Origin of the sequence: Xenorhabdus sp. PB30.3 (assembly GCF_963895965.1) — a bacterium.
In the GTDB taxonomy this organism is placed as follows: Bacteria; Pseudomonadota; Gammaproteobacteria; order Enterobacterales; family Enterobacteriaceae; genus Xenorhabdus; species Xenorhabdus stockiae.
Genome location: NZ_CAWQMW010000139.1, coordinates 1 through 13399 on the forward strand (window position 1 = coordinate 1; position 13399 = coordinate 13399).

7 protein-coding genes and 1 pseudogene are annotated in these 13399 nt (G+C 44.6%); 3 read left to right on the plus strand and 5 right to left on the minus strand.

Going from position 1 to position 13399, the window contains the following annotated elements; genetic code table 11:
- Positions 1-118 precede the first annotated feature (118 nt).
- Both AACX38_RS12925 and malT read right to left on the minus strand, forming a co-directional pair.
- Positions 119-274 (minus strand): annotated as a pseudogene (locus AACX38_RS12925) (DUF1349 domain-containing protein); the annotation flags it as partial.
- Between the two features lie 53 nt (positions 275-327).
- Entirely contained in the window at positions 328-3045 is a 2718-nt protein-coding gene (gene malT / locus AACX38_RS12930) for an HTH-type transcriptional regulator MalT (protein ID WP_228864505.1), read from the minus strand.
- A gap of 357 nt (positions 3046-3402) precedes the next feature.
- On the opposite strand from malT, the gene malP reads away from it, so the two are divergent.
- Together malP and malQ are read left to right on the plus strand one after the other, a co-directional pair.
- Positions 3403-5862: a maltodextrin phosphorylase gene (malP, locus tag AACX38_RS12935; protein ID WP_228864506.1), complete on the plus strand. Its 2460-nt coding sequence runs from the start codon at positions 3403-3405 to the stop codon at positions 5860-5862.
- A 9-nt stretch (positions 5863-5871) separates the two neighbouring features.
- Positions 5872-8007 (plus strand): 4-alpha-glucanotransferase, encoded by a 2136-nt coding sequence (gene malQ / locus AACX38_RS12940; protein WP_228864507.1) that lies wholly within the window; start codon positions 5872-5874, stop codon positions 8005-8007.
- 99 nt (positions 8008-8106) lie between these two features.
- Here malQ and malG read toward each other — a convergent pair whose 3' ends face one another.
- The 3 genes from malG to malE all read right to left on the minus strand — a co-directional run bounded on the left by malG (position 8107) and on the right by malE (position 11900).
- Positions 8107-8997, minus strand: coding sequence for a maltose ABC transporter permease MalG (malG, locus tag AACX38_RS12945; protein WP_228864508.1), 891 nt, complete (start codon positions 8995-8997; stop codon positions 8107-8109).
- Between the two features lie 12 nt (positions 8998-9009).
- Positions 9010-10566, minus strand: a complete 1557-nt coding sequence (malF, locus tag AACX38_RS12950) for a maltose ABC transporter permease MalF (protein WP_228864509.1) — start codon at positions 10564-10566, stop codon at positions 9010-9012.
- 134 nt (positions 10567-10700) lie between these two features.
- Positions 10701-11900: a maltose/maltodextrin ABC transporter substrate-binding protein MalE gene (gene malE, locus AACX38_RS12955; RefSeq protein ID WP_228864510.1), complete on the minus strand. Its 1200-nt coding sequence runs from the start codon at positions 11898-11900 to the stop codon at positions 10701-10703.
- 377 nt (positions 11901-12277) lie between these two features.
- Between malE and malK the strand changes: the two genes are divergently transcribed.
- On the plus strand, positions 12278-13399 hold the full coding sequence (gene malK / locus AACX38_RS12960; RefSeq protein WP_228864511.1) for a maltose/maltodextrin ABC transporter ATP-binding protein MalK: 1122 nt from the start codon (positions 12278-12280) through the stop codon (positions 13397-13399).

A 13399-nucleotide genomic window follows, 5' to 3' on the forward strand; every position in this document is an offset into this window, starting at 1 on the left:
ACTAACTTGTCCATGGCCTGTTCCTCCCCGGAGTCGTTTTAGGCTTTCACCAAAACTTTGCTCCTGGAACAGGCCTCTCGTCAATTTCTTATCCAGAATTCAGGTTAATTAAATCGTCAACATAGCAGCCAAAAACATGACCACTGTGGCGCTGAAAGCCATACCATGTATCACGCCAAAAGTCGGTTTTATTATCAGTTACCACGCTCAGTGCATTATCCTGACGTTGCCATAAAGCAGGCTCATTAAGCCAATGACAGTGCAATAAATTCATCAGTAGCTCCTTTTTATTTATGAAATCATCAGAAATATCACCTTGAGAACATTTTACTGGACACCTAATCCCATCATTTTCATTAAATTCTGCGCCTGTTGAATAGCTTCCTGACGATGCGTAATACCCATTTTCTGATACAGATTGCGGATATGTGTCTTAATCGTTGTCGCAGCCACTTCCAGTTCAGTCGCTATTCGTTCATTGCTGTAACCAGAATAAATTAACCCTAATACCTGCCATTCACGTTGGGTTAATGGACTATTACGGATAAGTTCAGGTACATCGGGATGAGTAAGAAGCTGTTCAACAAATGTTTCATCAAAATGCGCAAATTTATGCCGATGCTGACGATTAATTTCACGCAGAATACGCTGTGCCCGGTGTTGTTCAAAATCAGGCAGGATATTGAGCTGGATAAGCTGGCGTAATTGCAGGGCCATCAACTCGCCCTCAAGTACAAAGTGACTGATAAACCCCGTGCGATTAGCCAATTTCAGCGCTTCTATCAGTACCTGTTGCGCTTCAGCCTTGCGACCAAGCTGCCAGTGGAGCAGGTTGCACAGCAACAAATTGCGGTTTAAATCACTAACCAACTCCAGTTTTACCGCATACTGATTCAGCATGTTTAAAATGCTTTCCGCCTCTTCATACTGACCAAGCAATATCTGAGCACGGGCAATATTACGCCACTGGTTCTGATTGAAGTGATTACTGAAACTTTCGGGTTTCTCAGCCTGAGCCAGCCATTGAGCCACTGAAATATTATCCTCCAGATGCTGCCAGATAATGATCCGCAATTTATCCGTATTCGTTCTCCAGTCCCGATGATAATGCCCATTACTCAACAAATTTTCACAACGGGTTAAATGACGGCGGGCATTATCAATATCTCCCCGGATTAAGGAACATTTCGCCAGTTGAGACAGACATTGCAATTGTTGCTGAGGCTGAAAGTTAGACAGCACCTCCAGACCACGCCGGGCAGCTTCCTCTGATTCATCAATACGTGCCCAACACCACAGAAGCTGGGAGCGAATACGCAACAGAAACTCATGCATCGGTAGCTGTTCCATATGTTGTTCACGAACCAGAGCAAAAGCGTGTTTTTGGGTTTCATAAGCACCCTGTAAATACCCCTGCGCCAGTAAAATTTCGCTTTGCTGTAATAATGCCCATAAAGCATAGTGGTAGACATGACAGCGGCGGGCCAACTGCTCCGTCTGCTTCATCAATGCTAATGCCTGAGACAGCGCCCCCTTACAGTGCAACACTTCCCCTTTCACTGACATCGCGACAATACGGCCATATTCATTATCAGGCAGCAGAGCAGCCAGTGCTTTTTCAGCCAGTAAATCAGCGTCATCCGGTCGGCCATCATTAATCGCAACCTGGGCACGCAATGCGTCAAACTCTCCCAATAGTTCAGCTTCAATCGTTATCTGTTTTTGCTTCAACGATTGCTCTGCCTGATTCAGTAATGCATTAACCTCATAATGACGATGCTGGCTCTGCGCCAGCCATGCCTGTAACAGCACCAGACGCGGGTTTTCCAAGAGCTGTTCATAAGGCAACGCATTCATGCACTCTTCCAGTAGCGATAGTTGACTCTGATTGAACAGTTCCCACGCATATTGCAGCAAAATATCGCACAATAACTTCGTATCCCCTGCTGCCAAAGCATGATGAATAGCTTCTCCCGGATACCCCTGCATCAACCAGCCTTCTGCCGCCATACTATGCAGCTTCGGCAGATCAGCTGCCATTTCCCAATGACAACGCTGCCGAAGAAATGATGCGAACAAAGGATGAAAACAAAACCATTCTCCGAAATCATCCATGCGCTGGATAAATAACCCCTGACGCTCAATATCTTCAAGGCGTTGCTGACCATTCTCCATGCCCGTCAGACAAACAATTAACCCATCATTCATTGAACGCAGGATAGAACTGCGCAATAAAAATTCTCGCGTTTCCTGATCAACACGGTTTAAAACTTCATCCACCAAATAATCAGACAAATGGCCGGCATTAATACCTGAGAGACGTTTGGCCGATATTTCTGCTGTATTACCGGCCTGACGGGCAGACAGAGCAATCAACTGCAACGCTGTTGCCCAGCCTGCCACGTCATGACATAACTGCCTGCAATTATCCGCGTCCAATGGGCTGGGCAACCGTTTATCAAAAAATTGCTGAGCCTCCTGATAGTTAAACGCTAACTGCTGGCTGTCAAACTCCAGCAATTGCTCACGCACCCGTAAGTTAGCGACCCCCAGAGACGGTAATTGACGGGAAAGAATAATCAGCGTGAGATTTTCCGGCTGATGACGGAGAAAAAAACGCATGGCTTCATGGATAAGATTATTTACTATCAGGTGATAATCATCGATCACCAGAAACAATGACTGTTTCCATTCATTCAATTCAATAAACAACTGTGCGAACAGCGCCGATAAACTGGCATACTGGTGTTTCTGCGCCAGAACCTCACTTTTGACACAATGCCCCTGTGTGGCCTGTTGAATCGCAGCAATCAGATAACTGGCAAAACGCTCCGGCTGATTATCACTATCATCCAGAGAATACCACCCCAGATTACCCTGCCCTGCCGCCCATTGTGACATCAGCGTAGTTTTACCATACCCTGCCGGGCTGGTTGCCAATACCAAACGATAATTCTGTGCTTCATTGAGCTGCGCTAACAGGCGCTCACGCATGACCATATGATTGAGGCGAAGGGGGCGACTGAGTTTCGATGGGATAAGCATTGATTTCCTCCCCTCACAAGCAATGAGTAGAACTGATCCCTGTAACTTTGTTGTCATGTTATTGAGAAATACAAATCAGTAACATTCATAAATAAACACCCAAATTTAGAGAAACGTGAGCTATTTGCAATTAGGTTGATTGATTAGATTGTGTTAAGTTGCACCCTGTCACATTCTTTAACTGAACCGTTTCTTTTTCCTGAATAAATTGCGAAAGCGCACGAAAAAATAGCTACGCCCTGATACTCATCCCCGCGAATATCCTGACAGGATGATGTTTCTTGTCCACTGAACCTTCAGCATATCAGACTCAATAATCTCCATATTTTCCTTATTCAGTGACAGGATGCAGACGCCATGAAAAAGCCCCAACTTGATAAAGCCGAATTCCAGGCTGCGCTGACCCGGCAGTTGCAGCGTTTTGGCCTTGATTTAGCACAGGGAGTAACAACACATCAGTGGTGGCAAACGATCAGTGCCACTCTTTTGGAATTACTGCCTGCTTATCGCCAAAACAATCACCACCAAAACAATCACCATCAAATTGATAATCTTCCGCCTGCCGATGGCTCAAAAGGCAAGCAACGGCATGTAAACTACATTTCAATGGAGTTCCTGATCGGTCGTTTAACGGGTAACAATCTGCTGAATCTTGGCTGGTATGATGATGTTCAGGCGTATTTAACCGAATATGGTGTGGCATTAAGTGATGTTCTGGAAGAAGAAACTGATCCTGCCTTGGGCAATGGCGGTTTAGGCCGTCTGGCTGCTTGTTTTCTTGATTCAATGGCGACCATTAATCAACCGGCAATCGGCTACGGTCTTAATTATCAGTATGGGCTGTTCCGGCAATCCTTCGAGCAAGGGTTACAAATTGAAACTCCGGATGACTGGGAGCGCAATACCTATCCATGGTTTTACCGCAATATACAACTGAATGTTGATATTAGTTTCGGCGGTGAAATGGTCACAACAACCGACGGAGGTGAAATCTGGCGACCGGCTTTTACCCTGACCGGGGAAGCGTGGGATCTTCCTGTCGTTGGTTATAATAATGGTGTTATACAGCCGCTGCGCCTGTGGCAAGCAACATATGATAATCCCTTTGATTTATCACTGTTCAATGATGGTCAGTTCCTTCATGCGGAACAGCAGGGCATAGAAGCCACCAGCCTGACCAAAGTTCTTTATCCGAATGATAACCATCGGGCTGGAAAACGCCTCCGCCTGATGCAGCAATATTTTCAGTGCGCCTGTGCTGTAGCTGATATTCTGCGTCGCCACCAGCTGGCTGGTCGCAAAATACAGGAGCTGCCGCAATACGAAGTGATACAGCTCAACGATACTCACCCCACAATCGCTATTCCTGAAATGATGCGCTTGCTGATTGATGATCACCAACTAGATTGGGATACTGCATGGAGCATTACCGGGCAAACCTTCGCTTATACTAACCACACCCTGTTACCGGAAGGTTTGGAACGTTGGGATGAACATCTCATCATCGAATTACTGCCGCGCCACCATCGTATTATTCAGGAAATAAACAATCGTTTTCGTAAAACGGTAGAAAAAAACTGGCCGGGTAACCAACAAATATGGGAAAAACTGGCGGTCATCCATGATAATCAGGTGAGAATGGCTAACCTTTGTGTTGTAGCCTGCTTTGCGATTAACGGTGTTGCCGCATTGCATTCATCTTTGATTGTGACGGATCTCTTCCCTGAGTATCACCAATTGTGGCCTCAAAAATTCCATAACGTAACCAATGGCGTTACACCACGTCGCTGGTTAAAACAGTGTAATCCAGCACTCTCTTCACTGATTGAGCAGACATTAGGCCATGAATGGCTCAGTGATATTAGTGAACTAAAAAGACTCGAATCCTACGCTGCTGATGCTGCTTTTCGTGAGGCTTATCGCACCGTCAAACAGAACAATAAAATCCGCCTTTCCAACTACATCAATAAAACAATGGGGCTGAAGCTAGACCCTCATGCCATTTTCGACTTACAGATCAAACGGTTGCATGAGTACAAACGCCAACATTTAAACTTGCTGCATATCCTCTCACTTTATCGACAGATTCAGGAAAATCCGGCACTGGATATTTACCCGCGTGTTTTTCTGTTTGGTGCAAAAGCGGCTCCCGGCTACTATCTGGCAAAAAATATTATTTCAGCCATCAACCACGCAGCCGAAAAAATCAACCATGATCCGATCGTACGAGATCGCATAAAAATCGCCTTCATTCCTGATTACAATGTTTCAAAAGCTGAATTGATGATCCCGGCAGCCGATGTATCAGAACAAATCTCCACAGCAGGAAAAGAAGCCTCCGGTACAGGTAACATGAAACTTGCCTTGAACGGAGCATTGACTATTGGGACTCTGGATGGTGCAAATGTCGAAATTGCCGAACAGGTTGGCAACGACAACATTTTTATCTTCGGACATACAGTGGAAGAAACAAAAACCTTACTGAGAGAGGGTTATGATCCCAAAAACATTCTCCAACAAAATAAGCAATTACAACAAATACTGGATTCCCTCGCCAGCGGTGAGTTCAGTCACGGAGATAAACAGGCATTTGATTTAATGCTGCACAGCCTGATTGATGGTGGTGACCCTTATTTAGTATTAGCTGATTTTGCATCTTACTGTGCCGCGCATCAGCAGATTGATGAACTCTACCGTAATACCCCGCACTGGACACAAAGTACGATCCTTAATACTGCCCGTATGGGAACATTCAGTTCCGACAGAACTATTCAGGATTATCAACAACGTATCTGGCAGGTTAAGCAGGTTAAATAGAGGATCATAATGGAAAACAAAAGCCTTGAGGATTTAGCGACAGAAGCTGGCATTGCCACTGAATACATTAATGCCTATGGCAAACCACAGGCTATTCCTGCTCAGATAAGGCATAAGATCCTGCAAACCATGGAAGAAAGTATACCGGTCAAAAAGCCGGTTTCTGATCCATCGGTTGCAGCCTTACCCACAGTGAAGGTATTAATTATTGGTCAGTCATTCACTTTTACACTGAATACCTCTGCCCAATATCAGTGGCAAATACAGACAGAGCAAGGAACAAACCTGCGTGGAAATTGCCAATATCAACTGACACTGCCAGCCTCTTTGCCTCTGGGTTATCACACGCTGAGTTTAGTCCCCTCATCAGGCCCCAAAGACTCGGTACAACGCCATGTTATGCAGATCATCATCGCACCGGAACGCTGTTACGAACCAGAATCACTGATAAAAGGCAGCAAATTGTGGGGAGCCTGCATCCAGCTTTATACCCTGCGTTCCGAAACTAACTGGGGAATGGGTGATTTTGGCGATCTGAAAAAAATGTTACGGGAACTGGCACAACGCGGCGGCGCTTTTATTGGCCTGAATCCACTCCATGCGATGTATCCTGCCATACCTGAAAACGCCAGCCCTTATAGCCCTTCATCCCGCCACTGGTTGAATATCATTTATATCGATGTCAGTCAGGTAGAAGACTTCCAATCCAGTGCCAACGCTCAAAAGTGGTGGTTGATGCCGGAAACCCAGCACAGAATTCAGAGTGTCCGCCAAACAGAATGGGTTGACTATTCCGGTGTGATGGCACTGAAAATGACAGCGTTACGTTTGGCTTATCAACAATTCAATACCCGAACTGATACCGATCCCCTATATCTCTCATTCCGTCAATTCATTAATCAAAGTGGTAAAAGCCTGTACTCTCAGGCTGTCTATGATGCCCTGCATTACAAACTATACAGCGAAAGTCACACCTATTGGGGTTGGCCCATCTGGCCTGAAAAATACCGCGATCCAGATAGTGATACTGTACAGGCGTTTTGTGACGCCAACCCACAGGAAGTGGAGTTCTTTCTTTGGTTACAATGGATTGCTGACAGGCAACTGGCTGACTGTTTTCGTGAAAGTCAGAACCATGCTATGCCGATTGGTATTTATCGTGATCTGGCCGTTGGCGTGGCACAAGGTGGTTCAGAAACCTGGAATAACCGGGAACTCTATTGTATGAAAGCATCTATTGGTGCTCCGCCTGATATCATGGGGCCACTGGGACAAAATTGGGGGCTTCCTCCAATGAACCCTCATGTATTACAGGCTCAGAATTATCAGCCTTTTATTCAATTACTGCGTAGTAATATGCGTCACTGTGGAGCATTACGCATTGATCATATTATGGCACTGCTCAGGCTTTGGTGGATCCCTCAGGGAGAAACCGCAGCTCAAGGCGTTTATGTCCATTATCCTGTTGATGATTTACTGGCGATACTGGCATTGGAAAGCCAGCGTCATTGTTGCATGGTGATAGGCGAAGATTTAGGAATAGTACCAGAAGAGATTGTTGGAAAATTACGTGACCGTGGTGTCTATTCTTATAAGGTTTTTTATTTTGAGCGCGATGGACAAGGTGAATTTAAGCCACCTGAGAAATATCAGACACAAGCCATGGCAGCTATCACTACCCATGATTTACCAACATTATGTGGGTTTTGGCAAAGTGGCGATCTGAAACTGGGTGAATCAATTGGGTTATATCCTGATAAGGTATTACTCGCTGAGTTATATAATGAACGCGAACACTGTAAGCAAAAACTATTACAGAGTTTAAATCATCATGGTTATCTCTCTGAATCAGAAAATATAGCAAACACACTAACCCCATTGCAGCCAAAGACATCTCCATCACAGATACCAACGTCCGTTAATCAAGGAATACACTATTATCTCGCTAGCTGTACCAGTGCCTTGTTGGGCTTACAACCTGAGGACTGGCTGGATATGGAAAATCCGGTCAATGTCCCGGGTACAACCATGGAATATCCTAATTGGAGACGTAAATTAACCGTCACATTGGAAGACATGTTCAAAAATACAGACATAAATAATTTATTGGAAACAATAAATAAACACAGAAGAAGAGTGTCATAACGACAAGCAAAACAGGCAAAAAATATTGAACTTCGTACCCTTTATACAGGTACGAAGTTTTGCTTTACCTTTACTCTTTGATGAATTTCGGACAGACCGTCACCCCTTCACACCACCGGCTGTCAATCCTCCGACTAACCAACGCTGGGCAAGTAAGAAAACTACTGTAATAGGTATAGCAGAAAGTACAGCGGCGGCGGCAAAGTCACCCCAGAGGTAATTTTGTGGGTGGAGATATTGCTGCATGCCCACAGCTAATGTGTAATTATCCACATCCCTTAACAATAGTGAAGCGACTGGTACTTCAGTAATCGCACCAATAAAAGACAGGATAAATACCACCGCTAATATCGGGACAGAAAGCGGCAACAGTATCAAACGAAAAACCTGCCACGATGTTGCACCATCCAGCATGGCTGCCTCTTCTAAAGAACGATCTAACGTTTCAAAATAACCTTTTATCGTCCACACATGTAGCGCAATCCCCCCCAGATAGGCAAAAATCACACCACCGTGAGTATTCAGACCGAGAAAAGGGATATATTCCCCCAAATGATCAAACAAGGCATACAAGGCCACCAACGACAAAACAGCGGGAAACATTTGAAAAATAAGCATTCCTTTTAATAAGGTATTTTTGCCACGAAAACGCATGCGAGCAAAAGCATAGGCACACGTTGTTGACAGCGCAACAATGCCAGTCGCAGTAATTAATGCGACTTTTACAGAGTTCCATAACCACAGTATTACCGGGAACGGAGGAGGAGTAATGCGCCCATCAGAGGATTCAACACTATAGCCCAGCGCCAATTTCCAGTGTTCCCAGGAAATCGACTCAGGGATCAAGCTGCCCGTCGCGAAATTCCCCGGTCGTAAAGAGATAGCAATGACCATGAGTAATGGAAATAAAATCGAGGCGATAAAAATCAGCATGAATATATGCGTTGCCCATATTCGCCACCGTTGTGATCTAGATTGGACCATCGCCATGCCACTACCTCCCTAATCAAATTTAATTCGTGTCGTTTTCAGATTAATGATTGCCAAAGCTCCCACCAGCAAGAAGATTAATGTTGCTATTGCCGCCGCTAATCCAAAGTCTTGTCCTCCATCGCCCTCAAAAGCAATACGATAGGTATAGCTAACTAATAGATCGGTATAACCCGCTGGTGTCGTTGTCCCAATATGGTCCGGCCTGCCATTGGTAAGTAATTGGATGAGAACAAAGTTATTGAAGTTAAAAGCAAAGCTGGCAATCATCAATGGCGTCAGAGGCTTAATTAACAAAGGAAAAGTGATATAACAGAAATTCTGTAGCGGCCCTGCACCATCCATCGCGGAGGCTTCATACAGATCATCAGGAATCGCTTTCAGCAGCCCCATACAAAGGATCATCATGTAGGGATACCCCAGCCACGTATTAACAATAATCAGCATAGCTCTGGCCAGAATCGGGTCAGTAAACCAGTCCGGTTTCAAACCAAATAACCCATTGAGCAGTAGATTCATCTCACCAAAGCTCTGGTTAAATAATCCTTTGAAAATCAGGATAGAAATAAAGGAAGGTACGGCATACGGTAAGATAAGCAATACACGGTAAATAGCCCTGCCTTTAAGAGCTTCCCACTGTACAATGCAAGCCAGAATCATGCCCAGTGCCACAGTCAATATTACCGTTAACAGAGAAAAGAGCACCGTCCAGACAAAAATGGAGAGAAAAGGTTTTTGAATCCCTTCATCCTGAATAATCCGCAGGAAATTTTTCCAGCCAATGGAAACCGTAAACCCGGGACTCAACGTCCCATCACCCCATTCCCCTTTTGCATCAATGGATTGGTAAAAACCCGTCTCCATATTCGGGCGATATTTTACACCTGTCTGATTATCAATCAGGGTGTGACTATCTTTCTCCAGAGTATAAAGGGAATGTATACCGGAAAACTGCCGCAAAGAGCTCATGCTCAATCTTCTGTTATCAGGCAGAATTACTGTAACTTGCCCTAATGCCTGCCGGTTCTGCGTAATGGTACGCAATGTGGCAGCGTCATGATTGAAGCGGGTTACCTGCTCATATAATGGCAGAATGATTTTTCCTTTATCTGATAAAGAAAAAGGCTTTGATACCAATACATTCGAACTATCAGCGGCATTTAATACCAAAATCCACTGTTGATCCTGAGGGTAAAGTTTGAAATTAAATGACTGGCCTGTTTGATATTGTCTACTCATCAATACGGCCTGAGCCCGCTCAAGGGTGAGTTGGTTGGTACTGCTATAGTTTGTAAAAGCAATCGTAATGGTACAAATAAGCGGGAACAGGACAAACAATAGCATTGCGGCAATACCCGGGTAGGTATAACGCCAGGCATAAGACTTACTATTAGCGAAAACATAGACGCCACTACCCAGTAATACCAGTATCAGAATTGCAAACAGGTATTCCCCCTGTGCGTACATCAAAACAATCAAATAACCGGTAAAAGACAGGCTCAGCCCCACCGCAAACCATTTCAGGACAGAACGTGGCCACCATACACTTTTGTTCAATCTTGCTGACATTATGCACTTCCTGTTACTAGAAATTTATTACCTGCGAGCCTATTCCCACGAACCTGTTTTACTGAGATTCGATGAGAAAATCTTTCCTCCGATAAACAAAAAGCCTCCTTCAAAATCAGGAGACTAATGCACATTTATTTCACAATTCTAGCCTCTGCATCATTGAGAGCCGCATCTACAGGTTGTCGACCGCTAACCGCATTAAGTACAGCACTACGCATGGCGTACCAAAAGCTACTCATTTGTGAAATGTTCGGCATGATTTCGCCTTTCTGAGCATTGTCCATCGTGGCAGCAATGCGTGGATCTTTGGCAAGAATATCCTGATAAGACTTCAGCGCTACCGCACCCAACGGCTTATCCTTATCCATCATTGCTAAACCATCATTAGTCAGCAGGTAGTTTTCCAGAAACTCCTTGGCCAGTTCTTTATTGGGGCTGGCTGCGTTAATTCCTGCGCTTAAAATGCCAACAAAAGGTTTAGAAGGCTGGCCTTTAAAAGTTGGTAGCAGAGTAACACCGTAATTAATTTTACTTTTGTCGATATTCCCCCATGACCAAGGGCCATTAATAGTCATTGCTGTCGTGCCTTTATTAAAAGCGGCTTCAGCAATGGAATAATCAGTATCAGCACTAAGGTGTTTGTTTTTTACCATACTGACTAAAAAACCCAGACCAGCTTTAGAACCAGTATGATTTACTCCGCTATCTTTAATATCGTAGGTATCACCCTGCCTCTTAAAAGCATATCCACCATCAGCAGCAATCAGGGGCCAGACGAAATAAGGCTCCTGAAGATTGAACATGATCGCATTTTTCCCCTGCTTTTTTAGCTCATTATCTAACATAGGAATTTCTTCCCATGTTAAGGGGGGTGACTTAACCAAATCCTTATTGTAAATGAGAGAAAGAGCTTCAACCGCAATAGGGTAGCCAATCAATTTGCCCTCATAACGAACAGCATCCCAGGTAAAGGGAAATAATTTGTCCATGAAATTCTTATCAGGTGTAACCTCAGCCAGTAACCCCGACTGTGCGTAACCCCCAAAGCGGTCATGTGCCCAGAAAATGATATCCGGACCATCTCCGACCGCCGCAATCTGAGGATATTTTTCTTCCAGTTTATCGGGATGCTCAACACTGACTGAAATCCCCGTATCCTGCATAAATCTGTCACCAACCTGTGCCAGACCGTTATATCCCTTATCCCCATTGATCCAAATTACCAGCTTACCTTCTTCCAGTTTTGCGAAAGCAGGAACAGAAAGTACCCATGCAGATAAAACGGAAAGCATCAGTGCACGAGCACCTATTTTTGAGATTCTTTTTGTCATCATTCCGTCCTTTTCAGTATTTGCTGATTTAAGATGAATTTTTCACTACACCGCCAGAAAATATTTCACAGTGTGCAATTAATAGAAAGCAGACTCATCCTCCCCCTGTCTACGCCTCTCATCAAATGAGTGTGAACGTGATTACAAAAGCCCTGTAAACCATGCCAACAGCCTTAAAAATGCACCAATTTCTGGAACTAAAATCACATTTTATTTCCAGAAATATCAAGGGATTTTGTAATCCTACTAATCTCATCCTCCTAATCCCTCCCCCATAAAAAACGATAAAATGGAGGATTTTTATTCCTGTTATTTTGCACACAATCCTGCCATCTACTTTTCACTACAAACCAGGATGGCAACTCCGAGGGAAACATATGTCCAGCGTCACACTTCGTAATGTATCTAAGGCTTATGGTGAAAATGTTATTTCCAGAAATCTCAATCTTGAGATTGATGAAGGAGAATTTGTTGTTTTTGTTGGTCCATCGGGATGTGGAAAATCGACTTTATTAAGGATGATTGCCGGTCTGGAAGATGTTACGTCCGGTGAAATGCTGATTGCAGGCCAAGTAATAAATGATGTGCCGCCCGCTAAACGTAGTATCGGCATGGTTTTTCAATCTTATGCACTTTACCCCCATTTATCCGTAGCAGATAACATGTCTTTCGGCCTGAAACTGGCAGGGATTAAAAAAAGTGAGATTCAAAAACGGGTAGAGCAGGTCGCAGAAACTCTCCAGCTAGCTCATCTATTGGATCGTCGTCCAAAAGCACTATCTGGTGGCCAGCGTCAGCGAGTGGCTATTGGCCGTACTCTGGTCGCCGAACCCAATATTTTTCTACTGGACGAACCTCTCTCCAATCTGGACGCTGCCCTGCGAGTTCAGATGCGTATCGAAATTTCACGTCTGCATAAGCGTCTGCAGCGCACCATGATCTACGTCACTCATGATCAAACCGAGGCCATGACATTAGCAGACAAAATCGTTGTATTGGATGCCGGCAATATTGCTCAGGTTGGTAAACCTCTCGAAATTTATCACTACCCGGCTAATCGTTTTGTAGCCAGTTTCATGGGCTCGCCAAAGATGAATTTCTTACCAGTCAAAGTCTCTGCAACCGCTGTTGATCAAGTACAGATCAGCCTGCCTAATGGGCAACATGTCTGGCTTCCGGTAGAAAGTAAGGGAGTTACCGTCGGGAGTAATGTGTCTCTGGGTATCCGGCCGGAACACCTTTTACCCAGCGATGTCGCTGACGTAACACTGACAGGAACTGTACAAATAGTAGAGCAGTTAGGAAGTGAAACTCATATCCATATCCACATATCAACTATCCGTCAAAATATCGTTTATCTCCAGCCTGATATTGTTCTTGTAGAAGAAGGGGCGACCTTCACTATCGGATTAGCCCCTCATCGTTGTCATCTGTTTAGGGAAGACGGAACAGCATGTCGGCGTTTATACAGAGAACCAGGGGTTAAAACCTCGCCATAA